Source organism: Pseudomonas sp. CFBP13528, from assembly GCF_005233615.1.
Lineage (GTDB): Bacteria > Pseudomonadota > Gammaproteobacteria > Pseudomonadales > Pseudomonadaceae > Aquipseudomonas > Aquipseudomonas fluorescens_AM.
In genome coordinates this window covers 82,548-107,942 of sequence record NZ_QGAJ01000007.1, presented here as the reverse complement: position 1 = coordinate 107,942, position 25,395 = coordinate 82,548, and the positions used below count along the sequence as shown (strand labels likewise).

Here is a 25,395-nt window from a genome sequence, read left to right as displayed (position 1 = left end):
CTGTCTACGCCGCATGAGGTTGGGCACACGATGATTTCTTTCAAGCACCTCTGCACAATGGCCATGCTGCTCGGCGCGCTGTCGATAAGCATCGACAGTCAAGCCTCCTCCACCCGGCCCGCCGATGCATTCGTCCATCCGGGCCTGCTCCAGACCCAGGCGGACTTCACGCGAATACGCGAAAAACTGGCCAACCAGAACCCGCCATGGCTGGGCGGCTGGCAAAAGCTGATCGCCAACCCACATGCATCATTGGCCTGGCAGTCCAATCCGGTGCCCGTGGTGTATCGCACTTCAGATGGTTTGAATAACGACAGCACGCTGTTCAACGACGCCGCCGCAGCCTATGCACTGGCCCTGCGCTGGCAGATCTCGCAAGACCCCGCCTATGCCGACAAGGCTGTGGGCATTTTGAACCAGTGGTCTTCCACGCTTACCGCGATCAAGGGCGAACGCGGCAAGTCCCTGGTGGCAGGCTTGACCGGTTATCAACTGGCCAACGCGGCCGAACTGCTGCGCAGCTACCCGCAGTGGAAGGCGGCGGACGTTCATCGATTCCAGGGCATGCTGCTCAGCGTGTTCTATCCCATCAGTCATGATTTCCTGATGCGTCACGACGGGAGCCCGCCTGATCGTCATGGGGCCCACTGGGACCTGGCCAGCATGAACTCAATACTGGCCATCGGCGTACTGACGGACCGCCGCGACCTCTACAACGAGGCCGTCGACTACTTCAAGCACGGCACCGGTAACGGCGCCATCGAACACGCGGTCTGGAAGCTCCACGGCAATGGCCTGGGGCAAGTCCAGGAAAGCGGGCGGGATCAGGCATACGCCATGCTCGACATCGCCTTGCTCGGCAGTTTCTGCCAGATGGCCTGGAGCCAGGGCGACGACCTGTTCGGCTACCAGAACAATCGCGTACTGCAGGGCGCCGAGTATGTGGCCCAGTACAACCTGGGCCACGACGTTCCCTTTACCCCTTTGCTCAACCGCAGGTTCAACCAGAGGGTCATCTCGGCCAACCATCGGGGCGAAATCCGTCCGATATGGGAGCTGCTGTACAACCATTACGTCGTGCGCAAAAGCCTCAGCGCGCCGAATGTGAAAGCCATGGCCAATAACGTCCAGGTGGAAGGAGGCGGCGGCGATTATGGCCGCGACAGCGGTGGCTACGACCAATTGGGGTATGGAACATTGCTGTATTCGTTGGGCGAATATGGTGTGTCAGACGCTGAACTGGTGCCGTAAGAGACGCCAGCACCTGCAAGTCGGCGGCACCGGCACCACTGAATCACTGGGCAAGGCCATCGCCGCTGGGGTCTGAAACCGGGAAAAGCGTTTGGAGGAGTCAAGGCGTCGGGGGAAAGAAAGCGGCCCCCGCCAACAGTCAGCGACGCGGGTGCATGGATTGAAGAATCGCCGCCGAAATTTGCTCGAGCGGCAACTCGCGCTCCACCGCGCCGAGCTTGAACGCCTCCCTGGGCATGCCGTACACCACGCACGACTCTTCATTCTGGCCGAGAGTACGCGCACCGCTGTCGTGCATTTCCTTCAGCCCACGGGCGCCATCGTCGCCCATGCCCGTCATGATGATGCCCAGCGCGTTACCGCCGGCACTGCGGGCAACGGAGCGGAACAGCACATCAACAGAGGGCCGGTGCCGGCTCACGGGCGGGCCGTCGACGATTTCCACCTGGTATTGGGCACCGTTACGCTTGAGCACCATGTGCCGCCCGCCCGGGGCGATCAACGCGCAGCCGGGGATGACCCTGTCGCCGTTTTTCGCTTCCCTGACCTCGATGTCACACAACCGATTGAGTCGCTCGGCAAACGCCGCGGTGAAGTGCTCAGGCATATGCTGCACGATCACGATGCCCGGGCATACCCTGGGCAACCCGGTCAACACCAACTCCAGGGCTTGAGTGCCACCGGTGGAGGTGCCGATGGCAACAATGTTTTCGGTGGTGCGCGCCATCGCCTGAGTGCCCGCGGGCAGAATGACATCAGCGTTCAACCTTGGGGCTGAACGTTCGCCGCACGGCACCATCCGTTTCATGTTGGCCCTGGCCGCCGCCTTGACGGCGCCCGCCAACTCATCGGTACTGTCGGTCAGGAACTGGCGCAAGTTCAACTGCGGCTTGGTGACGATACTGACGGCACCGGCGGCCAACGCTTGCATGGTGGTGGCCGCGCCCTTCTCGGTCAAGGTCGAGCAGATGACCACCGGCGTTGGATGTTCAGCCATGAGTTTCTTGAGGAACGTAATGCCGTCCATCCGCGGCATCTCGACGTCCAGCACAATCACATCCGGCCATTGCTTGTTCATTTTATCCATGGCGAATACCGGATCTGCCGCCGCGCCGATCACCTCGATGGCGGGGTCTTGCCCCAGCGTCGCCGTCAATACCTGACGAACCACGGCAGAGTCGTCAATGATCAGTACTTTGATAAGACTCATAGCGCACGCTCTCGTTGAGAACTGCTGAGGGGGCGCTGCAGCGCCAGGTAATTAAGTTGGATATTGCCATTGGCCAGGTCGAATACCACGGTGCGGTACCCCACGCCTTCCACGTGCCAGTTCAAACACCGCAAGTGATGCCCATCGAGCAGGCGCCGGGCTTGCTCGACATTGCGTTGCCCGACGTAATGGTTGTCCGGACGCGCCAGCCCGGGAAACATATTCCCGCCGCCATATACATTGATTCTGAACTCCGTCGCCGGCACCTTGCTCGCGCGCATGGCATCGAGCAGCAGTTGCAGCGCTTCATTACCATAGCGACCGTCCAGGGGCTTCGCGCTCGTCGCAGCACGCTGGGGCAGCAGGTAGTGACACATACCGCCCAACAAGCGCTGCGGATGCCAGAACACCAGGGCCACGCAGGAGCCCAGCACCGTGCGCAGCCGGATCGCGCCGGTGCCGAAAAACCAGTCGCCAGGATTGAGGAACACTTCGCGGCAAGCTTGAGTGTCAGGCATGTGGCCTCCGATAGATCGAAGGCTTGACCAGCTTCAGCTCATCGGTCACGCCGTTGAGGCTTTCCGAGTGGCTGACCAGAAAATAGCCGCCAGGCTTGAGATGGCTGACCAGACGCTTGACCACTTGCACCTTGGTGTCATTGTCGAAATAGATCATCACGTTGCGCAGGAAGATCACGTCGAACAGGCCGACTTTCGGCAGCGGATTGTTCAGATTGATCGCCTGGAAATCGATTTTCGCCGCGAGCGCCGGTTCGACCATGAAGCAACCGTGATTGGCACCGACGCCCTTGAGGCAATATTTGTGCAGCAGCGCTTCTGGGATGCCGCGTATTCCTTCAAGGGGGTAGCGCCCTTGGCGGGCTTTATCCAACACGCGGCTGCTGATATCCGACGCCATGATTTCCCAAGGCCGACCGACCAGGTTGTCGGCCAGGACCATTGCCAGGGTGTAGGGCTCCTCACCGGTGGAGCAGGCGCCACTCCAGACCCGTAACGTGCCGCTGCCGCGCAGTTCCGGCAGGGCCACCTCGCGCAGGAAGTCAAAATGCTTGGGTTCGCGAAAAAAATAGGTTTCGTTGGTGGTCAGCATGTCTACCGCCACCTGCAATTCCGTCGAGTCCTTCATCAATACCTTGTAGTAAGCGCCGTAGGTCGTGAGCTCGAACGCCTGCAGCCGCTTGGCAAGCCGTGTGCTGACCAACTGTTTTTTGGCGTCGGACAGGCTGATGCCGGCGATTTGATGGATAAGGCTGCGAAATTGCTGAAACTCGGTGTCGGAGAGAATCACGTTCATGAGGGCACCCCAAAAAGTTGGATCAAGCGGTGGCAGGCAGCAAGGATTCAAGGTCTGCCGGCACATCGAACGGTTCCAGGGACCACACGCGACCGATATCCAGTAACAGCACAAAACCGCTGTCCAATTTGCCGATGCCCAACAGAAAATCGGCCCTGACCTCGGTGCCGAAACTCAGGGAAGGTTCGATATCGCGCTCGTCGATTTCAAGTACCTCGCTGACCGCATCCACAATGATGCCCACCGGCTTGCGCACGCTACCGGCCTGCACCTCCAAGATCACAAAGCAGGTTCTTGATGTCTGCAGCGTCCGTTCGCCGCGAAAGCGAACGCCGAGGTCGAGTATCGGAACCGCGGCGCCTCGCAGATTGATCACGCCGCGCAGGCTGGCGGGCAGCAATGGCACGTGGGTGATCGGCCCATATTCGATGATCTCGCGCACGTTAAGCGTACCGACGGCGAACATCTCATCCCCCAACTCGAAGGTGAGGTATTGGCCCGGGCTCGAGCTCGCGGCATTGCCTGGACTGTCAATGGATAACGCCATGATTCACCTCGGATCAGTTGCTTTTCGCCCGCACCTGCAAGCACGGTCGTACACCTCAAGCCCGCAACAAGCCGGCTATCTCATCGACGCACAACACCTGCTCGACTTCCAGCAGGGTGACAAACGCACCTCGCACCTTGGTCATCCCCCTGATGAAGTCGGTACGGATAGGGTTGCCGAAGGCCGGCGCGGGCTTGATATCGACATCGGATATCTCGATCACCTCACTGACCGAGTCCACCACCACCCCCAGCACCTGGGACTCGCCTTCCTTGGCGGCCTCAAGAATGACGATGCACGTGCGACTGCCGAGGTCCGTCACGCCCTTGCCGAACCGCGCCTTGAGGTCCACCACCGGCACCACCGAACCCCGAAGATTGATCACCCCTCGCAGGAACTCCGGCATCATCGGCACGCTGGTGACCTGGCTGTATTCGATGATTTCTCGAACGCTCAGTGTGTTGACCGCATACATCTCCTGGGCAGCCGAGAAGGTCAGGTACTGCAAGGGCTCATCGACGTGCAGCGAAGAGGCTGATGTACCCGGCACAACGGCTGAGGCACTCATGGGTCAACTCCCGAAGCGGACGAAACCGCTCTCCACTGCGCGACTTTCATGATCCGCCGTGGACGCCATACGACTGAATCCAGGCACGGCGGCGGCCCGTCCGGTACGCTTGCCTTGCACGGTGAAGAAGCCCATCAACTCCTGCAACTGCTCAGCCTGACCACTCATTTCCTCGGCAGTCGCGGCCAACTCTTCAGAAGCCGATGCGTTTTGCTGAGTCAGTTGGCTCATCTGCGACATCGCGGTATTGATTTGCTCGGAGCCGATGGATTGTTCTTCCGAAGCGGCCGCGATTTCCTGCACAAGGTCAGAGGTCTTGGCAATCGAAGGCACAATCTCATCCAGCAGGTTGCCCGCGCGTTCAGCCAGGGCCACGCTGTTCTTGGCCACTTCACTGATTTCCTGGGCCGCTATCTGGCTGCGCTCGGCCAGTTTGCGCACTTCCGCCGCCACCACCGCAAAGCCTTTACCGTGCTCGCCGGCCCGCGCCGCTTCGATCGCCGCGTTGAGCGCCAACAGGTTGGTCTGGTACGCGATGGAATCGACGATGCCGATTTTTTCAGCGATGGTTTTCATCGCGGCCACCGTATCCTTCACGGCGCGACCGCCTTCGCAGGCTTCTTTGTTGGCCTTGCCCGCCATGCCATCGGTGACCTTCGCGTTTTCAGTGTTTTGGGCGATGGACGCTGACATTTCTTCCATCGAAGCGGAGGTCTGCTCCACCGACGCCGCCTGTTCGGACGCCGATTGCGCCATGCTCTGGGCGGTGGCGGAGATTTCCTCGGAGGCACTGGACAGCGAATCGGCCGACCCGCGCACTTCGCCGATGATCTCCGAGAGTTTTTCCACAGTGCCGTTGACCGAGTTTTTCAGCTCCAGGAACTTGCCTTGATAGTCGCCGACGATGGTTCGAGTCAGATCGCCATTGGAGATCGACGCCAGCACGTCCATGGCTTCGGTGATCGGTACGATGATCGCATCCAGCGAGCCGTTGATCCCAAGGATAATGCGGCGGAAATCCCCTTGATGACGCGAGGCGTCAGGCCGGGTGTCGAGCTTGCCGATCATGGCGCTGTCGCTGATCTGGCGGGTGTCTTCGACCAGGGCCAGGATGTTGGCGCGCAATTGCTCGATATTCTCGTTGATAAAGGCTTTTTTGCCCGGGAACTGCTCCAGGGGCGCGGCCAGATCGCCTTCGCCGAACGCGCGAATGCAGGCCATGGCCTTTTTCTTGACACTGATATGGCCGCTGACCATGTCATTGATGCCCTGACCGATTTCACGGTACGAACCGCTGAAGCGCTCGACATCGATCATCACGTCTATGTCACCTTTCTCGTGCTCGCTGGACATGTGCTGCATTTGATTGATCAGCGCCAGGATATTGCTACGCAGCAGCTCGATATTTTCATTGATAAAGGCTTTTTTACCGGGGAACTGTTCCAGCTGCGCCGATAGATCACCTTCACCAAAGGCACGGATACACGCCATGGCTTTTTTCTTCACCGCGATATGGCCGTTGACCATGTCGTTGATGCCTTGGGCCATCGAACGGTAGCTTCCGTGAAAGCGACCGGCATCAATCTGTGCGTCGATCTCTCCCCTGTCATGCTCGCTGGACATCGTGTTTGTCTGCGTGATCAGCGCCTGCAGGTTCGCGCCCAGCTGCTGCATGCCAGCCATCAAGCTTGTGGTGTCCCCCGCCTTGAGCGTGGCTTTTGCTTCCAGCTCCCCGGCTGACAAGCGCGCGGCAAACGCACGAACGCTCGCAGGTTCACCGCCCAGCTGACGCATGAGGTTGCGTGCCAGCAGCACGCCCATCAACCCAGTGGCCAGCAGTGTGAGCGCGCCGATCAGCAGGATGATGTAGCGGGCATTCTGCTCAGTGGTGGTAGCCAGCAGTTGTGCCTTGCGCTCCTGCTCCAGGTTGTATTGGCGCACTTCGGCGATTGCCGTCTGGATCGTCGTTTGCAGAGGCTGGCTCACTTCGAGCAACGCGCGGGCAGCGGCGATATCGCCTGTTTCAACCAGCGTGTCGAATCGCCCCTGCAAGGTTGAAAACTCGTCAAACCGGGTGCGCAACTGGCTCAACAACGCCGCATCATGCGCGTCGGTAACCAGTTGGGTCCGGTAGTGCTCCAAGGTGGTGTCGATAACGCTCAAATGCTGCGCGACCACTGCGGAGTAAGGTGCAAGCGTGCTCTTGCCCGGTTCACTCAGGTGTTCCCATTGCAAGGCGTGGAGGCTGGCGAAGGCCTCGGCGGCTCGATCGATCTCAAGCAAGCTGGGTACCGTGTTGACGCTGGCAAAGCTGGCGCTGGAATTGACTTCACGGGTCAGATAGACACTGGTGCCACCCAACACGAAGACGCCCAGCATTGCTGTGAGAACCAACAGCGCAATATTTTTGATAACGGTCATGGCGAGGAACTCCTGATGACGCTTTATTGAGTCGATAAAGGACGTGGGATCGAACGGTGGGTGGCTTCCTTGGCGACGAGTCCCAACAAATTGGGAATATCCAGGATCAGGGCCACGGCCCCGCTCCCGAGGATAGTGAAGCCGCCCAATCCATGGGCCTCTCCAAAGACTTTGCCCAAGGGCTTGATCACGGTTTGAAACTCCCCCTGCAAGCGATCGACCACCAGGCCGGCACGCAGGCCGGCGTAGTGCACGACAACGACGTTTTCTCGGTTACCACCCGGTTCTTGCACGGCAAACATGTCCCGCAGCCGCAGGATCGGCAGCACATCGCCGCGCAGGTCCAGGAAGCCGGATTCGGCGCCCTGTCCAGGCGCCAGCTCGATACACTCCTCCACCATGTTCAGCGGGATGACATAAGAGGCCTTGCCGACGCCGATCAGAAAACCGTCGATAATGGCCAGGGTCAGCGGCAAACGAATACGGACCGTGGTGCCCTGCCCCTCTTCGCTCTCAAGGCTCACGCTGCCGCGCAATGCGGTGATATTGCGCTTGACCACGTCCATGCCGACGCCGCGCCCGGACAGGTTGCTGACCTGGTCGGCGGTGGAGAAACCGGGTTCGAAGATCAGGTTCAGGATGTCTTTGTCGGCCGGTACCTGGCCCTCCGCGACCAGGCCACGCTCGCGGGCCTTGGCGAGGATTTTGTGCTTGGCCAGGCCACCGCCGTCGTCCGACACCTCGATCACGATGCTGCCGGATTCATGGTAGGCATTCAGGCGTACCGTGCCCTGGGCCGGTTTACCGCGTTGCAGGCGCGTCGACACCGCCTCGATGCCGTGGTCCATGGCGTTGCGCACCAAGTGCGTCAACGGGTCGCCAATGCGCTCGACGACTGTTTTGTCCAGTTCGGTTTCACCACCGCCGATGCGCAGCACGATGTCCTTGCCCAACTCTTTGGACACATCCCGGACCACCCGCTGGAAGCGCGTGAAGGTCGCGCCGATCTGCACCATGCGCAAGGTCAGCGCCGAATCACGCACCTCCTCCACCAGCCGCGACAACAGGCTGGTAGCCTCGATCATCTCGCCAATCCCGCTGCGCACCGCCACCAGATTGGCGCCGGCACCGGCGATGATCAGCTCACCGACCAGATTGATCAGTTGATCCAACTTGGCGGCATCTACGCGGATCAGGTTGCCTTCGTTGTTCGCCGCGACTTTACCGGCCTTGGGCGCCGAGGCCTGCGAGTCCTGCACGACTTCAAGCGCGCCGGCGGGTGTTGGCGCTCCCTCTTGAATAACGCGTGCGACCTGCGCCTCAGTCAAGCTGGCGCAGCGTACCAACAGCTCCAGCAGCACCGCATTGTCTTCCGGTAGCGCGTCGATGTGCGCGCGATACGCCTGGACATCGGCCTGCGGCGCCAGGATCAGCACCAAGGCGTCATCCCGGACAAAATCAAAAGCGCCGTCGATGACTTCCCGGGAGGCATCGCTGACCAGCGCAACTTCAAAGCCCAGGTAGTTGGTTTCCGGGTCCATCGACAGCAAAGACGGTAATGCGTCGAACACAGTGACGATATGCGCCAACTGGCCAAGGGTGCCCAGGTAACGCAGGAACGCGAGGGGGTCCATGCCATTGCGCAACACGTCCGGACCAAAGCGCAATGAAAGGTGCCAGTGACCCGTCCCCACGCCTCCGGCAGCCGCCGACGGCGCGTCTTGAGGCACGGTTGCAGGCGTGGCGAGAGGTGCCTCGAGATACATCGAGAGACGCTCGGCCAAGCGCTCGCCCTGAATCCGCAACGGTTCACCCAGGCGCTCAAGGTGGCCATCCTCGGCCAGCAGATCGATCAGTTGGCCGATGTGGTCGCGGGCGTCGAGAAACAGCGCGCTCAAGGCCTCGTCGACCCTCACCTCCAGACTGCGTACGCGATCCAGGACGCTCTCGGCGACGTGGGTGAACTCAACGATCGGCATCAGGCCGAACAGGCCGGCCGAACCTTTGATGGTGTGGGCCACACGGAACAGGCCGTTGATGGTGTCCAGGTCGTGCGGCGACTGCTCGATCTGCAACAGCGCATCTTCCATTTGCAGCAGAAGCTCGCGACTCTCGGCAATGAACGTCTGCAGCACGTCATCCATATTCATGGGCTGAGCCATAGGGTCATGCTCCAGCCGATACAGGGAAACAGGGATTGGCGAAGTAATCGTCAAGGCCGCTCAGGCGCAGGGCCTCGATCACCGCCGCGCTGGGGTTGCTCAGCACCAGCTGCGAGCCGTCCTTGAACGATTCGCGCTTGATCAGGATCAACAACTGCAGGCCGGCGCTGTCCAGTTCGTCGACATTGGACAGGTCCAACTCGACCTCATGGGCCAGGGGAAACAACGACAACAACACGTCTTTTTGCTCGCTGGCCGTGTAGATCGTCAGGGGGCCTTCCATGACCTGGATTCGGCGCAGCATCGGCACGCTACTTTTCATGCAAACCTCCTGGCCAGCGCTCGCTGGTCATCGCTATGGCAGGATCAACTTGGAGACGGCGGTGAGCATTTGTGCAGGCTGAAAAGGCTTGACCATCCACGCCTTGGCCCCGCTGGCCTGGCCTTGCTGCTTCATCGCATCACTGGCTTCAGTGGTGAGCATGATGACCGGGGTGAATTTGTAGGCCGGCAACAGCTTGGCGGCCTTGACGAAGCTCAAGCCGTCCATGTTGGGCATGTTCACATCACTGACAATCAGGTGGATCTTGCGGCCGTCCAGCTTGCTCAGCGCATCACGTCCATCGCAGCCTTCGATCACGTCGTAACCCGCGCCCTTGAGGGTGATGCTCACTACTTGCCGGATGGAGGCCGAGTCGTCGACGATCAGAATGGTTTTGCTCATTGGAAAAGCTCCACTAGAAAAAAGTGATTTCGCTGGCTTGCGCCTTGTCGTGCGATTTACCGCCATGAATGGCGTGCTGCTCCGGCATGGTGTAGGCGGTTGAAAGCTCGTGCAGCCAGCGATCACTGAGCATCGGTGCGAGGGCAAGACCGCTGAGGCTGGCCTCATGGCGCTCGCTCAGCTGTTGCTGCAATTTTTGCAGGTCGCCGGTAATCAGCGTCAGCATCTGGCTGACGCGATCCTGGAATTGCAGGGCGACCAGCACCTGGGCAATTTCGCCGACGACATTGGCGTTCTGTTGCTGCAAGTCATGGCTGTTGCCCACGATGCTCTGGGCGGTACTGCGAAAATGTTCGATGACCTGCGACACCACACGCTCCGAATCCGCGAGGGTCAGGGTGTCTTGTTCGGCGTGGTGACGGGACATTTGCACCGTACGGGCAATGGCCGCGTTGACGGTGCTGACGGTTTCACTGATCTTGCGCCCGGTCTCGCCGGACATACTTGAGAGTTTGCGCACTTCATCGGCCACCACCGCGAACCCTCGCCCGGCCTCGCCTGCACGTGCCGCTTCGATGGCAGCGTTGAGCGCCAGCAGGTTGGTTTGACTGGCAATGTCTGCGACAAACTTGGCCATCTGCTGGAGCTGCTCAGTGAACCCGGACAGTTGCAGGACTTCCTTGAGTTCGTTTTCTTTGTTGGACAGCGCGGCACGCAGCGCCACCACAATGGAGTTGAGGTCACGCTGGCCAACTTCGAGCAAGTCGACCAGTCGCTGGGAAGCGTCTTGCCCGCCCTGGCTGGACACACTGTGGCTGATGTCTGATGACAGCGTGCCGAAGCGTTCGCTGAGTTTGAGGATCGAGGTTTCGCTGATCTCACGGGCCGCTTGGATTTGCCTGGACCAGATGGGCAAGACGTGGGCGCAGACGTCTGCCAGGCCGTCATCGACGGCCACCGCCGACGAGGCGGTGGCCGGCGATTGAAGCTGTCGGCACAGGCGTTCACAGTGTGCCCGGTGACGCCTGGCCGCCAGCCAACCCAGGCCAGTGCACAGCGCGAACAGGGCCATTCCCGCAATCAACGCCCAGGCACTGAAACCATCACCGTACGCAAGCGCAATGCCGCCGAGCAGGCCGGCAATCATCACGGGCACCCAGGTCAAGGCAACTGCAGGGGATGGGGTCTGTTCACTCACGGTGTGTCTCCCAGTCGAAGCCTGTCATCGCCGGTGAATCGGCAGTTCGACGGCCTGGGAGCAATGATGGCGCAATGATAGCAAGGCAACCATCGGACCATCCCTATTCTGGGGTAGGGATACTGGGAAACCGGCTAGGAAAATCCCTACATGATTGCGCGATTCAAGAGATGCCCAAGGTCATGGCAAAGCGCACAATATCTGCCGTAGAGCTGAACCCCATCTTTTCCATCAAGCGCGTCTTGTGGGTACTGACCGTCTTGTTGCTGATGACCAACTGTTCGGCAATCCGATTGACACTCAGGCCGTGGGCCAGCAGGCGCAGAATCTGGAATTCGCGATCGGACAAGCTTTCGACGTAGGTCTGCTGCTTCAAACCGCTGCTTTGCAGGGCAATCTGCTCAGCCAGGCCCGCGTCCAGGTAACGTTGCCCACTGACCACCCGCCGCATGGCGGCCAACAAGGTCTCGGGGTCGCGATCCTTGGTGAGATACCCGAGTGCTCCAGCACGCAAGGCGCGTTGGGCGATGTGGATTTCGTTATGCATGCTCAATACCAGGATCGGCAGACTCGGGTACTGGGCATGCAGACGGGCGATCAGGATCTCGCCGCTGATGCCCGGCATATTCATGTCCAGCAGCAGCAGGTCGATCTCGACCCGGCGCAACAGTTCGATCAATTGCGTTCCACTCTCGGCTTCGGCCACCACCTGCACATCGGCCACCAGGCTGAACAGCTGCTTGAGCCCTTCGCGCATGATGGTGTGGTCATCGGCGATCAGCATGCGAATCATCAATACGTATCCTTGTGCATCGGAATAAATGCCTGGACCGTGGTGCCCTGCCCGGGATGACTGAAAATGATGACTTTGCCGCCCAGCATCAGGCCGCGCTCACGCATGCCGACCAGGCCCAGGGTCTGGCGCGTAAGCGCCTCCGGCTCGAAGCCCATGCCGTTGTCCTGCACCTCCAGCAGCCAATGGGTTTCCTGCGGGGTCAGGGTGACGCTGACCTGCGTCGCTGCGGCGTATCGCGCAATGTTGGTCAGCGATTCCTGGACGATGCGAAATGCGGCGGTAATGTGCGTATCAGGCAGGATCAGGGGAATCGAAGGCAGGTGCAGCACACACGGAACCTGGGTCAAGGTGGAGAATTCGGTGGTCAGCCATTCCAGTCCAGAGACCAGCCCCAGGTTCAAGGCGGACGGTCGCAGGCTGGTGGACACATTACGCACGACCTGAATCGTCTTGTCGGTCAGCGCCATCAACCGCTCCACCTGAGGCACGAGTTCCGGCGTGGTGGCGCCGAACTGATACCGCAATAACGAGATACCCATGCGCAGTGCGGTGAGGTGCTGGCCCAACTCGTCGTGGACTTCCCTGGCAATCAGTTTGCGCTCCTCTTCCCGTGCGGTTTCGCGGCGGGTCGACAGGTCGCGCAACTGCGCATTGGAATTGGCCAGGCGCCGCTCCGCCGCCCGCAGCTTGGAAATATCCCGGCCCACCGCCAATACGCTGACCACGCGCTCGCCGTCCACCTCCGGAACAAAGTGGATCAGCACCACTTTGGGAGCAGTCTTCAAGACTGAGAGTCGAAACTCTTGCTCGGTTGCCTGGTTTTCACGAATCACCTGGGCAACCAATTCACGGAACAGCTGGGACTGGTGATTCAGGGGCGCCACCGCGTCCAACGGCATGCCGATCAGGGTCGGCCAGGCGTCACCTACCCAGGTTTTTAACCGCGCATTGACGTAGAGCACGTCACCTTGGGCACTCAACCGAGCGACGGCATCCGGACTGTTTTCTACCAGCGTGTTGATGTCGTGCTGGCGTTCCAGCTCTTTCTGCCGGGCCCGGGTCAGCAAGGTGGTGTCGCGACTGATCACCAGTATGCGTGAGCCCGCAGGTCCGGAACCTGCCACCGGCACCAGGGCGAAGTGCAGGTTACGAACCTCGTTGAGCAGCAGCATGCTTTCATCTGACTCGAGCATGCGCCCGGCCACCCTGCACTGCTCGCAAAGCGCCTGGAGTTTCTGCGCGCTCAACCGGCCGAATAGCGACACCAGCGTCGCGCCGATGAGCGCCTCATGGGGTTTGCCCAGCGCGCGTAACAACGCCGGGTTGGCTTCGACACAATATAAATCGCCGGCCGGTGTCACCTCCAACAGCAGAAGCATGTCCAGGTTATGGTCGAAAATATCCCGATATCGGCGCTCGCGCTCGCGCAGCAACGACTCCGATTGCCAACGCTCAATTGCGATCGCGGCAATGTGACAGGTCTGCCGGACGGGCTGAATATCGCTGTCGTCCTTCCCGGAGCTGCAAGAGCGGGACAGTTCGAAAGCCCCCAGCAGCTTGCCTTGCTTGTCCATGATCGGTTCGGACCAGCATGAGTCGTCGGCACATGCAGACGCAGGCACCCGGTATTTCGCCAGGCCGGTGCCAAGCGGCTCTACCAGCTGTACGCGACAGGTCCGATGGGGCAAGGCCAATTGCAGATACCCCACGAGCAATGCCAGCGTTTGCTCGAGGGAGGCACCCGTCGCCATTTTTTCGAAAATGCCCAGACGCGCATCTTCCAACAATTGTTGCCTGCGCAGCTCGGTAATGTCGTGGGCCAACGAGAGCACACCGACCACCTCGCCGGTGTTGCTGCGTTCGGCCATCAGGCTGACTGCACAACTCACGTAACCGGGACTGTGTGCGACGGTCCAACTGTCGACAAACTGTGCCGTCTCGCCCGTTGCCAGGACGCGTTGCAATTGGTTGAGGTAGTCACTGGCGTCCTCATCCGGGCTGACGCCTATCGCCTCCTCGCAAGACTTGCCGGTCAAGCGCAGATAGGTCGGATTGACGTAGGTGCGTAACAGGTTGCGGTCGTAACGGACAATGATATTGGGGGAGTTTTCCGCCAGGGTGAGGAACTTGAGCTCGCTGCCCATCAATGTTTCGCGCAGCTGCCAATTCTCGGTGATGTCTTCCAGCTGAGAAACGAAACAGGCCGGTTGCCCCTGGTCATCACGCACCAGACCCACCGTCAAGCGCACCCATAGCACCCGCCCGTCGCGATGAATATAGCGCTTGTGCAATGTCGCTCCCGCCCTTGCACCTCCCCTCAACTCTTCGATCAGTTGTTTGCCGACCTGCATGTCGTCCGGGTGGGTCAGCGCCATGAACGTAGTGCGTTGCAACTGTGCTTCGCTGTAGCCCAGCATCGTACAGATAACACCGTTGGCACGCAGCCAGCGACCCTCGAGTGACACCAGTGCCAAGCCAGTGCCGGAGGCGTCGAAAATCGACCTGAGCGGGATTTGCGCGTAACTGTCGGTCGTGGGGGGCGGCGTCGCTGAGGCCTGACGGGCAATCACCTCAACGATAAAATAATCGTCGCGCCACAGCGTCAGGGTGACATCCAGCACGCCCTGCCCTTCGCTCGCGGCTGCAAAAAATGCGCGATTATTTGCGCGCGCTTTCTCCAGTGCGAGGTAAAAAAGCCAATGGTCCTCGGCACGCAGGAGTGAGACAAACTCGCAGCCGCCGGCAAAACACACGCCGTTTTTAACCAGCAGGCTTGAAAACGCAGGGTTGCCCGTTACCACCCGCGCGGCTCGATCCAACGCCGCAACCGCGCCTGAAAGGCAACCGAGCACACTCTCGAGGGTGCGCACCTTTTCATCGTCAGCCATTACCTGTGCGTGGGGACTCATGTTCCCAATACCTCGGAGGTGCAAACACTTGGCAATAGCGGGATGGGTTTCAGGACAGTTAAACGTCTTGAAAACCTATGAATAGCGCAACGAATCGAAAGGTTAATCGCCCCACACAAGAATGGGTGAGCACGTCAGGCCATTGAGTCAGGCAACTCTAATTACACCCTGCACGCGCTCAGCGTGTTGATACAGATCAATCGCTGTGCATTAAGCCTGCAATAACGCGCAGAGCCTGGTGTCAGCACCTGGCGGATCATTTCAATGCGGCCTGGAACTCACGTTCACTTATGCAAAATCGCCCGATGAATATCCTCCAGCGCCATGATGCGCTGGGCGGCGTTGAGCTTGATCGCCTCCTTGGGCATGCCGAACACCACGCAACTGGCCTCGTCCTGGGCCACCGTGGCGGCGCCGGCGTCCAGCATCTCCTTGAGCCCGCGTGCGCCATCGTCGCCCATACCGGTCATGATGATGCCCGTGGCGTTCCTGCCGGCGAACCTGGCCACCGAGCGAAACAGCACATCCACTGAAGGCCGGTGCCGGTTGACCAGCGGCCCATCGATGACCTGAGCGTGATAATAGGCGCCGCTGCGGGTGACCATCAGGTGCTTGCCGCCAGGGGCGATCAGGGCCAGGCCGGGCAGGATACGGTCATTGTTGCGCGCTTCGCGCACCTCGATTTCGCAAACGCTGTTGAGACGCTCGGCAAACGAGGCGGTGAATTTCTCCGGCATGTGCTGCACGATCACCATGCCCGGGCACACCCGCGGCAGGGCCGTCAGCACCGCCTCCAGCGCTTGGGTGCCGCCGGTGGAGGTGCCGATGGCGACAATACGTTCGGTGGTGTGCGCCATGGCCTGGCCATTGGCGGCGGGCAGGATCGCATCCGCACTGAGCTTGCCGGCCGGCGCCGGTGCCGGGCTGACGCTGCGCCTTCCCAGGTTCCTGACGTTGGAGTTGGCCGCGGCGCGGATCGCCGTCACCAACTCGGCCGCCGATTCGATCAGGAAATTCTTCAAGCCGCTCGTGGGCTTGGTAATGATCTCCACAGCACCCGCCGCCAGCGCCTGCAGGGAGGTTTCCGCGCCTTTCTGGGTCAGCGACGAGCAGATCACCACGGGTGTCGGCCGCTCGCTCATGATTTTCTTGAGAAAGGTGATGCCGTCCATGCGCGGCATTTCTACATCCAGCACGATCACATCCGGCCATTCCCGGGCAAGTTTGTCCATGGCGAAAATCGGGTCGGAGGCGGCCCCCATCACATGGATATCCGGCGTGTCAGCAAAAATCGCCAGCAGTACCTGACGCACGACGGCCGAGTCATCGACCAGCAGCACACTGATTTTTTTGGTAGGCATCTTGTTGAAGTGTTCCCATAGGTTGGTGCCGGACCCAGACGTTGCCGTTCCACAGGTCGAACATGATCGTGCGGTAACCGGTACTGCCCATGTCCTGGGCCGTCAGGTGCAATTGATAGCGCTCGGCCAGGGCCAGCGCCGCGCGAATATTCAGGCTGGCCACGTCGTGGGTCGGCAGGCGGCGCTGGTGATCGGGAAACATCTCGCCGCCGCCGAACAACTTGACCTGGTAATCCTGTGCACCCGTGCCATTGGCCTGGGCGTGGCGCAGCAGCAGTTCCATGGCTTCGTCACCATATCGGCCGTCCAGGGGCTGATGATTGCGCGCTCGCCCCGGCAGCATGAAGTGACACATGCCGCCGATCCGCCGTTGCGGGTGCCAAAAGGTGATCGCCACGCAGGAACCGAGCAAGGTGCGCAGGCGCGTCGGCCGCGTCGCAAAGCTGACCTGGCCAGGCGCCAACACCACTTCCCCCGCATCGGCTGGTTTTTTCATGGCTTGCGGTAAATCGACGGCGCCACCAGCTTCAAGGTGTCGTTGACACCGTTGAGGCTTTCCGAGTGGCTGATGATGAAATAACCGCCGGGCTTGAGCAGCGGCAACAGACGCGCGACCACCTGGCTCTTGGTCTGCTGGTCGAAATAGATCATCACGTTGCGCAGGAAGATCACCTCGAACTCGCCCAGGGCCGGCAGCGCTTCGTTAAGGTTGACCTGCACAAAACTGACGCGGTTGCGCAAGGTCTTGTCGATCAGGAAGGTACCCTCCTGGTGGCCAATGCCCTTGAGGCAGTACTTGGTCAGCAGCGGCTGGGGCAGCGTCCCGGCGCGCTCCATGGCGTAGTGGCCGTTGCGCGCCTTGGCCAGCACCTGGGTGCTGATATCCGAGCCGATCACTTCCCAAGGCGTGGTGCCCAGGCTCTCGGCCAGGGTCATCGCCAGGCTGTAGGGTTCTTCGCCCGAGGAGCTGGCCGCGCTCCACACGCGAAATACCTTGCCCGGTGCGGCCCGAGGCAGCACCTGCTGGCGCAGGAAGTCGAAGTGCTTGGGCTCGCGAAAAAAATAGGTTTCGTTGGTGGTCAGCAAATCCAGCGCAACCTGCAGTTCGCCCTTGCGCTGGTCATTCATGATCAGCTTGAAGTATTCGCCGTAGCTGTGCAGCTCGTAGTGCTTGAGGCGCTTGAACAGGCGCCCGGCCACCAGGGCTTTCTTGGCCGGCGACAGGTTGATGCCGGCCGCGCGGTACAGCCAGCTCTGGAACTGGCCGAATTCACGATCGTCGATGGAGGCGGTATCTGGCATGGTCGGGACTCAACGCGGGTCGAGGTCGAGGGCCGCCGCCTGGCCGCCCTCGGCGAGGCTGGACATCTCATCGATGGACAGCACCTTGTCCACCTCCAGCACAATCACGAATTTGCCGTCGACCTTGGCCATGCCGCCGATGAAATCGGCGCGAATCCGCGCCCCGAAGCTGGGCGGTGGCTCAATCTGCGCGGCCGGGATCTCCTGCACGGCCGACACGGTGTCGACCAGCAACCCGATGTCCTGAGGCCGGCCATCGTCGGTATTCGCCTCGATGATGATCACGCAGGAGCGCCGGGTGATCGTCGAGTTGGCCCGACCAAAGCGCGCCGACAAGTCCACCACCGGCACCACCGCGCCGCGCAGGTTGATCACCCCGCGCACGAACGCCGGCATCATCGGCACCACGGTCAGGCTGCCGTATTCGATAATTTCCTTGATACCCAGAATGCCGATGGCGAACATTTCGCCGCCCAGCATGAAGGTCAGGTATTGCGCGTCCTCATCCACCGCAACCGCGGTATGCCGAGTCGTCATCACTGCGCCCATGTCACTCTCCTTGTAGGCCCGTATCGATCGTGGGATCAGAAACGGGTGAAGTCCGATTCGTCAGGTGCGCTGGCCATGTTGTAGGCGAAGGCCTTGCGCGGTGCCTGTGGTTTCGGGCGCGGCGGCTGACGGCTGGGCTTGCTGCCGGGGCTGTCGACGCTGCTGCTTTGAGCCGCGGCCTTTGGGGTTGAATCCAGTACGAAGAAGCTCATGGCTTGTTGCAGTTGCTCGGCCTGGCTGCTCATTTCTTCGGCGGTGGCCGCCAGTTCCTCGCTGCTCGACGCATTTTGCTGGGTCACCTGGTTGAGCTGGGTCATCGCCGTGTTGATCTGCCCGACACCGGCGGCCTGTTCCTCGGAGGCGGCGCTGATTTCCTGCACAAGGTCGGAGGTTTTGTTGATGGACGGCACCATTTCGTCAAGCAGCTTGCCGGCCTTCTCAGCCATGTCCACGCTGCTGGACGACAGCTCGCCGATTTCCTGGGCCGCGACCTGGCTGCGCTCGGCCAGCTTGCGCACTTCGGCGGCCACCACGGCGAAGCCCTTGCCGTGCTCCCCGGCCCGAGCGGCCTCGATGGCGGCGTTGAGGGCGAGCAGATTGGTCTGGTAGGCGATGTCATCGATGATGCTGATGCGTTGGGCGATTTTCTTCATCGCCACCACGGTCTGCTGTACCGATTCGCCGCCTTCGGTGGCTTCCTTGGCGGCCTTGCTGGCCATGCCATCGGTGACCTTGGCATTCTCGGTGTTCTGGTTGATGCTGGCGCTCATCTGTTCCACCGAGGCGCTGGTTTCCTCGACACTGGCGGCCTGTTCACTGGTGGCCTGGCTCATCGATTGCGCGGTGGCGCTGACCTGTTCGGAGGCGCTGGCAAGGTTATCGGCAGCGTTACGCACTTCGCCGATGATATGCGCCAGCTTGCCGACCATGTTGCGCATGGCGTTGAGCACCATGCCGGTTTCATCGTTGGCACCCGGCTCGATGTGGGCGTTGAGGTTGCCTTCGGCCAATTGTTCGGCGGCGGTTGCGGCCTGCCTCAGTGGGCGGGAAATAATCCGAGCGATGAATACCGCCAGGCCCAGGCCGATCAACAAGGCCGCGACCAGTACCGCGATGATCGACAGGCGTGCGTTTTCATACAGCGCCAAGCCCTTGTCACCCGCGACCGTCGCACCGGCATCATTGAGCTCGACCATTTTCTGCAGGCGGCTGGTCACCTCATCGAAATGCCCCTTGGACTCTCCCCTGAGCAAACCGCGCGCCTGGACTTCCTGGTTCTGCCGGGAAAACTCGAGCACTTGCTTGCTGCTGGCCAGGTACGCGTCCCATGCGCTTTTCACGCTGGCCAGCAGTTGGCGATCTTCATCGTTGGACAGCAACTGTTCATAGGTGCCCATGCGGGTTTCGAACTGTTGGCGCGCCTCGGCGGCTTCACGTTCGGCCTGGGCCTTTTCTTCGGCGATCTCGGTCGCGAGGTGACGGTTTTCTTTCAAGCGATAGTTGGCGGCAAAAAAACGCATGCCGGCCGCTGCGCGCATGGAAGGCATCCAATTGCCCTTGATGTCCTGGGCCGCATGGTTGACGGCGCCGAGCTGGAGGATGGCGAAGCCGCCCATGGCCGCAGTGAGCGCCAGGACCACCAGGAACGAGCTGATCAACTTGGTGGAAATTTTAAGATCGTAGAACCATTTCATCGGGGAACCTCCATGGAATTGCAAAGACGTCAGCGAGCGACGACCGGCGACGATTGAGGCGCCTGGGGCGTGCGGGCTTCCAGTTGTACGAGTTGGTTGAGCAGTGCCGGTACATCCAGGATCAGGGCCACCGCGCCGCTGCCCAATATGGTCGAACCGCTGATGCCGCGCAGCGCGCCGAACAGCTTGCCCAACGGTTTAATCACGGTCTGGAACTCACCGAGCAGGTCATCCACCACCAGCCCGGCCTTGTGCTCGGCGTAGCGCACCACCACCACGTTCTGGCGCCGTGCAGCCGGGCCTTCGTGGCTGAAGTGTTCGCGCAGGTCCACCAGCGGCAAGACCTCGCCACGCAGGTCCAGGTAGCCGTCGTCGCGGCTGGACTGGCGCTGGCGTTCACCCAACTCGATGCATTCCTGGACCATGTCCAGGGGAATCACATAGGTGGATTGGTCGATGCCGACCAGAAACCCATTGATGATCGCCAGGGTCAGCGGCAAGCGGATGCGCACCACCGTGCCCTCGCCGGGGCGGCTGTCCAGGTCGACGGTGCCGCGTAACAAGGTGATATTGCGCTTGACCACATCCATGCCGACGCCGCGCCCGGACAGGTTGGTCACCGCCTCGGCGGTGGAGAACCCCGCTTCGAAGATCAAGTTGTAGATCTCCTGGTCGGTGAGCACCGCGCCGCTGGCCACCAGCCCGCGTTCCTGGGCCTTTTGCAGGATGCGTTCGCGGTTGAGCCCGGCGCCGTCGTCGGCGATTTCAATGACAATGCTCCCGGAGTCGTGGTAGGCATTGAGGCTCAAATGGCCCTTGGTCGGCTTGCCGGCCGCCTGTCGCGCATCAGCGCTTTCGATACCGTGGTCCATGGCGTTGCGCAGCAGGTGCATCAGCGGGTCGCCGATTTTCTCGACCACGGTCTTGTCCAGCTCGGTGTCCGCACCGCTGATGTTCAGCTCGATGTCCTTGCCCAGTTCCTGGCTGATATCGCGCACCACACGACGAAAACGGTTGAACGTGTCACCAATGGGGATCATGCGCAGGTGCAGCGCGCCATCGAGGATCTCTTCCACCAGCCCCGATACCGTCGAGGTCGCCTCTTGCAAAGGGTCGTTGTTACAGGAGCGGGCCAGCAGGCTTGAGCCGGCACTGGCGATCACCAGTTCGCCGACCAGATTGATCAGTTCGTCGAGCTTGTCGGCGTTGACGCGCACGTAATTGCCGTCGCGGGGTTTCGCCTCGCTGGCTGGCGCAGAACGCTGCGGTGTCGCCGCCACAAGGCCTTGCTCTGCCTGGGTGACCTGGTCGCCAGCGACGACCGCAGTGCTGTCGGGCGCTTCCTCGACGGCACTGATGTGCACTTCACAGTCGTCACGCACAAAGTCGAACACGTCGTTGAGGGCGGCGTGGCTGGCCGTCGAGCGCAGGTCGATCTCGAAACCCAGGTAGCAGCTTTCCGGGTCCCAGCTGTCCATTGGCGGGATGCTGTCGGTCAGGGTGATGACCTGCATCACCTGCCCCAAGGTCTCCAGATAACGCAGAAATGACAGCGGGTCCATGCCATTGCGGAACACGTCCACGCCGAAGCGCAGGGAGATGTGCCAGAGCACGTCGACCGCCGCGTCGTCGGCCACTTCAGCGGTTTGGACGCTGGCAATGGCGGTTCGCATCGGCTGATAGGCACTCAGCGCCTCGCGCAATGCTTCACCACGCTCCAGAGCGGCAGGCGTCGGCACCTCACCGCGGTTGGCGACCACTTCGACCAGTTCGAGCATGTGGTCGCCGCACTTGAGCAGCAGCGCGATCAATGCGCCGTCCACCGCCACATCGCCTTCGCGCAGGCGGTCAAGCACGTCTTCGACGATATGCGTGAACCCCACGATCGACGCCAGGCCGAAAAGGCCCGCCGAACCCTTGATGGTGTGCGCGGCGCGGAAAATCGCGCCGATGGCATCCTGGTCGCCCGGCTCGCTTTCCAGTTGCAGCAGGGATTGCTCCATGGCCTGCAACAGCTCGCGTGCCTCAACGATGAATGTCTGCTGTGCCTGATCGAGATTGATGCTCACCTGGACTGTCCTTGTCGATCAAAAAAACATGGGAAGTGCTGACTACAAGCCTGCGCTACGGCACAGTTGCAGTGCATGCATGACCGCCTGGCTCTGGCCGGTCACACTCAAGGCGGTACCGGCAACGCCCGCCTCACGCTGGATCACTGCAAGCAACTGCAAACCGGCGCCATCCATCTCCGTGACCTGCGACAGATCCAGCTCCAGGCGGGGAGTCGCGCCGATCTGGGGCAGCAGCGCAGCCGCCAGTTCCGCTACCGTGTAGATCGTCAGTTCGCCGTCAATGCGCACGCAGGCGCTGGCGCCGAGTGTTTCAGTGCTGATTGGCATGGCAGTCTCCCTGGCGCCGGAGAGTCAAGGCAGGATCAGCTTGGATACGGCTGCCAGCATTTGCGCCGGCTGGAACGGCTTGACCACCCACGCCTTGGCGCCGGCGGCCTGGCCCTCGGCCTTCTTCGATTCCTGGGACTCGGTGGTCAGCATGATGATCGGGGTGAACTTGTAATTGGCCAGCTTCTTCACCTCCTTGACGAAGGTGATGCCGTCCATGTTGGGCATGTTCACGTCGCTGATGATCAAGTGCACTTTCTGCCCGGTCAGCTTGCTCAGGGCATCCTTGCCGTCGCTGGCCTCGATGACGTCGTAGCCGGCGCTTTTCAAGGCGATGCCGACCACTTGCCGCACGCTGCTCGAGTCGTCGACCACTAATACATTCTTTGCCATGGTGTGCTCCTAAAAGAAGGTGATGTCTTGAGAGTTCTGCTGCGCGGGCGCCACTCCGTGATGCAGGCGCCGTTGCTCGTCGGTGGCGTAGGTGGCTTCCATCCGCGCGAGCCACTGCCGGGCATCGACGCCCACCGCCTGGCCCGGCGCCTGGCTGGCTTGCAGGAGGTGGTCATGCAAGGCCTGCATGTTGTCTCGCACGTGGCTGAGGATCTGGCTGACCCGGTCCTGGAATTGCAGGCTGACCAGCACTTCGGTCATCTCATCACGGATGCCGTAGCTTTCCTGCTTGAGCAGGTCGGCAGATTCGGCCAGGCGCCCGGTGATGTTCTGGAAGCGCTCGAGCACGCGTTGAATGCTGTTTTCGGACTCGGCCACCGAGTGGCTGTCCTGGTCGGCACTGCTGGACGCGGCCTGCACCAATTGCGTGATGGCGTTATTGATGATGTCGACCTTGGCCGACATCTGCTGGCCGGTTTCACTGGATTTGTTCGACAGGCTGCGCACCGCATCGGCCACCACCGCAAAGCCGCGCCCTGCCTCACCGGCCCGCGCCGCCTCGATGGCGGCGTTGAGGGCCAGCAGGTTGGTCTGCGCGGCAATCGCCGCCACGTCGGCGGCCATGGCACGCAGTTCCTTGGTATAGGCGGTGAGGCTGCGGACCTGGGCCAGGGTCTGGTCACGGCTGGTCTGAGTGGCCTTGAGCGAGTTGATCACCTGGCTCAGTTCGCTGTCACTGCGCGCCAGCACCTCAAGCGCGCCATCGGCGGACTGCCCATCCAGTTCACCGGCAGCCTGCTGCGATGCCTGTACCGTTTCCTGCAATCGTGCGGCGATCCCGGTGAAACGGTTGGCCAGGCTCACAATCGCTTCTTCGGTCTGATGCCGCGAGCTTTCCACCTGCTTGGCCCAGATCGGCATGGCGCCCAGCAACACTTCATCGAGCTGTGCGCGAGAAGCCGCGCCGTTGTGCGCCGCGTCCACAGTTGACTGATCCGCCTGCGCCCGCGACATCGCGCGCAACACAGCCTTGCGCTGTGAATTTGTGCTCCAGGCACAGGCCCCCAGACCAAGCAACACCAGTACCGCACACGCCACCAGGTTGGCCGTGGAGGCTGATTGCAACAGCAACCACACAACGCCAGGCACTACCGGGATAAGAGCAAACCAGCAAAAACGCGGATGACCAGGAAGGGGAATGCGGACGGATTGACGCTGGGTCATGAGTTCGATCCTTGAACAGTGTTGCGGATATAGGCGACATAGGGGTTATCTGCCCAGCGCCTCGCAACTTTAGAATCCTGATATGCCTTCCGTCTGTTTTATGACCATTGGATGACCTGCCTGGGTGTCCGAGCCCCTGTGCACTGAACAAAGAGGGAATCTGGCGTGGGCGCAGAATGGAACGAAACATGAAGCCTGCCGCTCACTACAGTGTGGCCGCTTCGCGTTCATCAGCCGACGCAGCATGAGGAGATACCGTGTCCACTTCCAAACTGACCTCGCGTGTTCTCACTACCCCCCGCCATACCACGCACTATGTAGAGATGGGGCCGGTCGATGGGCCATTGATGGTGTTCCTGCACGGTTGGCCGCAGCTCAGCCTGATCTGGCGCGCACAGATACAAGCATTCGCTGCACAAGGTTGGCACTGCGTTGCACCAGACATGCGCGGTTATGGTAGTTCTTCTGCACCCGCGCCCACTGATGCGTACACCATCGAAAACATCGTGGCCGACATGGCAGAGCTTCATGACCATCTCGGTGGCATGCCCGCCATTTGGGTGGGCCACGATTGGGGCAGCGTGGTGGCGGGTGAACTGGTCGCGCATGAACCTCAGCGCAGCCGCGGTGTTGTGTTGGTTTCGGTGCCGTACTTCCCCACCACTAACGCCTTGCCGACGCTCGTGCCGCTCGTTGACCGCTCGATCTATCCGGCGGACAAATATCCGGACGGTCAATGGGATTATTACCGCTACTACACCACGCACTTTACGTGCGCTGTCGCTGATCTGGATGCGGATAAAGCCGCATCGCTGGCGTCGATTTATCGACGAGGCGACCCGGCGAGTATCGGCAAGATTGCAGCCAATGCCGAAGTGACCCGCAAAGGCGGGCGGTTTGGCCAAGCGCACCGGGCTCCCCTCACCCAGCCAGACCTTGCGCTCTGGCCGCAGGCAGACTTCGCTGAATGGGTGCGCAATTTCCAGGCGCATGGTTTCCGCGCGCCCTGCGCGTGGTATTTAAACGACGATGCCAACATTGCGTATGCCCACCGGGCGTGCAACGGCGGCCTTTTGTCATTGCCAGTCCTGTTTGTGAACGGTGATTACGATCAGATGAACACCATCAACGGTAATCAACTGGGCGATCCAATGCGAGCGGCCTGCACAGATCTCAGCGTGACAAGCCTGCCCGGCGGGCATTGGTTACCGGTGGAGTGCAAGATAGAACTCGTTGAAGCCATAAGCACCTGGCTATGCAAGCTCGACTTGGCCAACCAGGGTGCTCCTACGACGCACCGATCACCGGCCGGCGCAACCTGTAATCGCTGAACGCAAGGGCTTGGTCCCAGGATGCCGGTGGCAGGTCACGGC

General features: G+C 61.0%; 22 protein-coding genes and 2 pseudogenes. 2 read left to right on the top strand and 22 right to left on the bottom strand.

Features of this window, described 5'->3' with window-relative positions:
* The first annotated feature begins 30 nt into the window (after positions 1-30).
* Positions 31-1,251, top strand: coding sequence for an alginate lyase family protein (locus PspCFBP13528_RS15570; RefSeq protein WP_137200558.1), 1,221 nt, complete (start codon positions 31-33; stop codon positions 1,249-1,251).
* A 139-nt stretch (positions 1,252-1,390) separates the two neighbouring features.
* On the opposite strand, the gene PspCFBP13528_RS15565 is transcribed toward PspCFBP13528_RS15570, so the two are convergent.
* The 22 genes and pseudogenes from PspCFBP13528_RS15565 to PspCFBP13528_RS15460 all read right to left on the bottom strand — a co-directional run bounded on the left by PspCFBP13528_RS15565 (position 1,391) and on the right by PspCFBP13528_RS15460 (position 24,022).
* Positions 1,391-2,461 (bottom strand): chemotaxis response regulator protein-glutamate methylesterase, encoded by a 1,071-nt coding sequence (locus PspCFBP13528_RS15565; protein WP_101220989.1) that lies wholly within the window; start codon positions 2,459-2,461, stop codon positions 1,391-1,393.
* Complete coding sequence (locus PspCFBP13528_RS15560) at positions 2,458-2,979, bottom strand: chemotaxis protein CheD (RefSeq protein ID WP_137200556.1); 522 nt, start codon at positions 2,977-2,979, stop codon at positions 2,458-2,460. Before PspCFBP13528_RS15560 ends, PspCFBP13528_RS15565 begins: the two co-directional genes overlap by 4 nt.
* Positions 2,972-3,775 (bottom strand): protein-glutamate O-methyltransferase CheR, encoded by an 804-nt coding sequence (locus PspCFBP13528_RS15555; RefSeq protein WP_101220987.1) that lies wholly within the window; start codon positions 3,773-3,775, stop codon positions 2,972-2,974. Before PspCFBP13528_RS15555 ends, PspCFBP13528_RS15560 begins: the two co-directional genes overlap by 8 nt.
* A 22-nt stretch (positions 3,776-3,797) precedes the next feature.
* Complete coding sequence (locus PspCFBP13528_RS15550; protein ID WP_137200555.1) at positions 3,798-4,322, bottom strand: chemotaxis protein CheW; 525 nt, start codon at positions 4,320-4,322, stop codon at positions 3,798-3,800.
* A 55-nt stretch (positions 4,323-4,377) separates the two neighbouring features.
* Entirely contained in the window at positions 4,378-4,890 is a 513-nt protein-coding gene (locus PspCFBP13528_RS15545; protein ID WP_101220985.1) for a chemotaxis protein CheW, read from the bottom strand.
* 123 nt (positions 4,891-5,013) lie between these two features.
* Positions 5,014-5,958 (bottom strand): annotated as a pseudogene (locus PspCFBP13528_RS27870) (methyl-accepting chemotaxis protein); the annotation flags it as partial.
* A 54-nt stretch (positions 5,959-6,012) separates the two neighbouring features.
* Positions 6,013-7,311: pseudogene (locus PspCFBP13528_RS27865) on the bottom strand (MCP four helix bundle domain-containing protein); the annotation flags it as partial.
* Between the two features lie 23 nt (positions 7,312-7,334).
* Positions 7,335-9,473 carry a chemotaxis protein CheA gene (locus PspCFBP13528_RS15535; protein ID WP_241669096.1) on the bottom strand — a complete coding sequence of 713 codons (2,139 nt, stop codon included), beginning with the start codon at positions 9,471-9,473 and terminating at the stop codon, positions 7,335-7,337.
* A gap of 4 nt (positions 9,474-9,477) precedes the next feature.
* The gene (locus tag PspCFBP13528_RS15530; protein ID WP_137200551.1) at positions 9,478-9,795 is read right to left on the bottom strand and encodes an STAS domain-containing protein; all 318 of its coding nucleotides are present in this window, start codon (positions 9,793-9,795) and stop codon (positions 9,478-9,480) included.
* 33 nt (positions 9,796-9,828) lie between these two features.
* Entirely contained in the window at positions 9,829-10,197 is a 369-nt protein-coding gene (locus PspCFBP13528_RS15525) for a response regulator (protein ID WP_010563050.1), read from the bottom strand.
* Positions 10,198-10,210: 13 nt separating this feature from the next.
* Positions 10,211-11,395 (bottom strand): methyl-accepting chemotaxis protein, encoded by a 1,185-nt coding sequence (locus PspCFBP13528_RS15520; protein ID WP_241669095.1) that lies wholly within the window; start codon positions 11,393-11,395, stop codon positions 10,211-10,213.
* 163 nt (positions 11,396-11,558) lie between these two features.
* Positions 11,559-12,188 carry a response regulator transcription factor gene (locus PspCFBP13528_RS15515; protein ID WP_101220982.1) on the bottom strand — a complete coding sequence of 210 codons (630 nt, stop codon included), beginning with the start codon at positions 12,186-12,188 and terminating at the stop codon, positions 11,559-11,561.
* Complete coding sequence (locus tag PspCFBP13528_RS15510; protein WP_137200549.1) at positions 12,188-15,100, bottom strand: PAS domain S-box protein; 2,913 nt, start codon at positions 15,098-15,100, stop codon at positions 12,188-12,190. The genes PspCFBP13528_RS15515 and PspCFBP13528_RS15510 overlap by 1 nt, the downstream gene beginning before the upstream one ends.
* A gap of 284 nt (positions 15,101-15,384) precedes the next feature.
* Positions 15,385-16,461 carry a chemotaxis response regulator protein-glutamate methylesterase gene (locus PspCFBP13528_RS15500; RefSeq protein WP_065952848.1) on the bottom strand — a complete coding sequence of 359 codons (1,077 nt, stop codon included), beginning with the start codon at positions 16,459-16,461 and terminating at the stop codon, positions 15,385-15,387.
* The gene (cheD, locus tag PspCFBP13528_RS15495; RefSeq protein WP_065952849.1) at positions 16,424-16,957 is read right to left on the bottom strand and encodes a chemoreceptor glutamine deamidase CheD; all 534 of its coding nucleotides are present in this window, start codon (positions 16,955-16,957) and stop codon (positions 16,424-16,426) included. The genes PspCFBP13528_RS15500 and cheD overlap by 38 nt, the downstream gene beginning before the upstream one ends.
* Complete coding sequence (locus PspCFBP13528_RS15490) at positions 16,954-17,763, bottom strand: CheR family methyltransferase (protein ID WP_101220978.1); 810 nt, start codon at positions 17,761-17,763, stop codon at positions 16,954-16,956. The genes cheD and PspCFBP13528_RS15490 overlap by 4 nt, the downstream gene beginning before the upstream one ends.
* 9 nt (positions 17,764-17,772) lie before the next feature.
* The gene (locus PspCFBP13528_RS15485; RefSeq protein WP_065952851.1) at positions 17,773-18,312 is read right to left on the bottom strand and encodes a chemotaxis protein CheW; all 540 of its coding nucleotides are present in this window, start codon (positions 18,310-18,312) and stop codon (positions 17,773-17,775) included.
* A 35-nt stretch (positions 18,313-18,347) separates the two neighbouring features.
* Positions 18,348-20,006: a methyl-accepting chemotaxis protein gene (locus PspCFBP13528_RS15480; protein ID WP_137200547.1), complete on the bottom strand. Its 1,659-nt coding sequence runs from the start codon at positions 20,004-20,006 to the stop codon at positions 18,348-18,350.
* Between the two features lie 29 nt (positions 20,007-20,035).
* Complete coding sequence (locus PspCFBP13528_RS15475) at positions 20,036-22,075, bottom strand: chemotaxis protein CheA (protein WP_137200545.1); 2,040 nt, start codon at positions 22,073-22,075, stop codon at positions 20,036-20,038.
* A 42-nt stretch (positions 22,076-22,117) separates the two neighbouring features.
* Entirely contained in the window at positions 22,118-22,405 is a 288-nt protein-coding gene (locus tag PspCFBP13528_RS15470) for an STAS domain-containing protein (RefSeq protein ID WP_065952854.1), read from the bottom strand.
* A gap of 24 nt (positions 22,406-22,429) precedes the next feature.
* Positions 22,430-22,798: a response regulator gene (locus tag PspCFBP13528_RS15465; RefSeq protein WP_010446480.1), complete on the bottom strand. Its 369-nt coding sequence runs from the start codon at positions 22,796-22,798 to the stop codon at positions 22,430-22,432.
* A gap of 9 nt (positions 22,799-22,807) precedes the next feature.
* A complete protein-coding gene (locus PspCFBP13528_RS15460; protein WP_065952855.1) occupies positions 22,808-24,022 on the bottom strand; it encodes a methyl-accepting chemotaxis protein in 1,215 nt (404 codons plus the stop codon).
* 257 nt (positions 24,023-24,279) lie between these two features.
* On the opposite strand from PspCFBP13528_RS15460, the gene PspCFBP13528_RS15455 reads away from it, so the two are divergent.
* Entirely contained in the window at positions 24,280-25,353 is a 1,074-nt protein-coding gene (locus tag PspCFBP13528_RS15455; protein WP_137200543.1) for an alpha/beta hydrolase, read from the top strand.
* Positions 25,354-25,395: the final 42 nt, after the last annotated feature.

What these genes read in the sequence shown, in the direction of transcription:
- PspCFBP13528_RS15570 (WP_137200558.1), top strand. Translation starts at nt 31, where the DNA reads ATGATTTCTTTCAAGCACCTCTGCACAATGGCCATGCTGCTCGGCGCG.
- PspCFBP13528_RS15565 (WP_101220989.1), bottom strand. Translation starts at nt 2,461, where the DNA reads ATGAGTCTTATCAAAGTACTGATCATTGACGACTCTGCCGTGGTTCGT.
- PspCFBP13528_RS15560 (WP_137200556.1), bottom strand. Translation starts at nt 2,979, where the DNA reads ATGCCTGACACTCAAGCTTGCCGCGAAGTGTTCCTCAATCCTGGCGAC.
- PspCFBP13528_RS15555 (WP_101220987.1), bottom strand. Translation starts at nt 3,775, where the DNA reads ATGAACGTGATTCTCTCCGACACCGAGTTTCAGCAATTTCGCAGCCTT.
- PspCFBP13528_RS15550 (WP_137200555.1), bottom strand. Translation starts at nt 4,322, where the DNA reads ATGGCGTTATCCATTGACAGTCCAGGCAATGCCGCGAGCTCGAGCCCG.
- PspCFBP13528_RS15545 (WP_101220985.1), bottom strand. Translation starts at nt 4,890, where the DNA reads ATGAGTGCCTCAGCCGTTGTGCCGGGTACATCAGCCTCTTCGCTGCAC.
- PspCFBP13528_RS15535 (WP_241669096.1), bottom strand. Translation starts at nt 9,473, where the DNA reads ATGGCTCAGCCCATGAATATGGATGACGTGCTGCAGACGTTCATTGCC.
- PspCFBP13528_RS15530 (WP_137200551.1), bottom strand. Translation starts at nt 9,795, where the DNA reads ATGAAAAGTAGCGTGCCGATGCTGCGCCGAATCCAGGTCATGGAAGGC.
- PspCFBP13528_RS15525 (WP_010563050.1), bottom strand. Translation starts at nt 10,197, where the DNA reads ATGAGCAAAACCATTCTGATCGTCGACGACTCGGCCTCCATCCGGCAA.
- PspCFBP13528_RS15515 (WP_101220982.1), bottom strand. Translation starts at nt 12,188, where the DNA reads ATGATTCGCATGCTGATCGCCGATGACCACACCATCATGCGCGAAGGG.
- PspCFBP13528_RS15510 (WP_137200549.1), bottom strand. Translation starts at nt 15,100, where the DNA reads ATGAGTCCCCACGCACAGGTAATGGCTGACGATGAAAAGGTGCGCACC.
- PspCFBP13528_RS15500 (WP_065952848.1), bottom strand. Translation starts at nt 16,461, where the DNA reads ATGCCTACCAAAAAAATCAGTGTGCTGCTGGTCGATGACTCGGCCGTC.
- cheD (WP_065952849.1), bottom strand. Translation starts at nt 16,957, where the DNA reads ATGAAAAAACCAGCCGATGCGGGGGAAGTGGTGTTGGCGCCTGGCCAG.
- PspCFBP13528_RS15490 (WP_101220978.1), bottom strand. Translation starts at nt 17,763, where the DNA reads ATGCCAGATACCGCCTCCATCGACGATCGTGAATTCGGCCAGTTCCAG.
- PspCFBP13528_RS15485 (WP_065952851.1), bottom strand. Translation starts at nt 18,312, where the DNA reads ATGGGCGCAGTGATGACGACTCGGCATACCGCGGTTGCGGTGGATGAG.
- PspCFBP13528_RS15480 (WP_137200547.1), bottom strand. Translation starts at nt 20,006, where the DNA reads ATGAAATGGTTCTACGATCTTAAAATTTCCACCAAGTTGATCAGCTCG.
- PspCFBP13528_RS15470 (WP_065952854.1), bottom strand. Translation starts at nt 22,405, where the DNA reads ATGCCAATCAGCACTGAAACACTCGGCGCCAGCGCCTGCGTGCGCATT.
- PspCFBP13528_RS15465 (WP_010446480.1), bottom strand. Translation starts at nt 22,798, where the DNA reads ATGGCAAAGAATGTATTAGTGGTCGACGACTCGAGCAGCGTGCGGCAA.
- PspCFBP13528_RS15460 (WP_065952855.1), bottom strand. Translation starts at nt 24,022, where the DNA reads ATGACCCAGCGTCAATCCGTCCGCATTCCCCTTCCTGGTCATCCGCGT.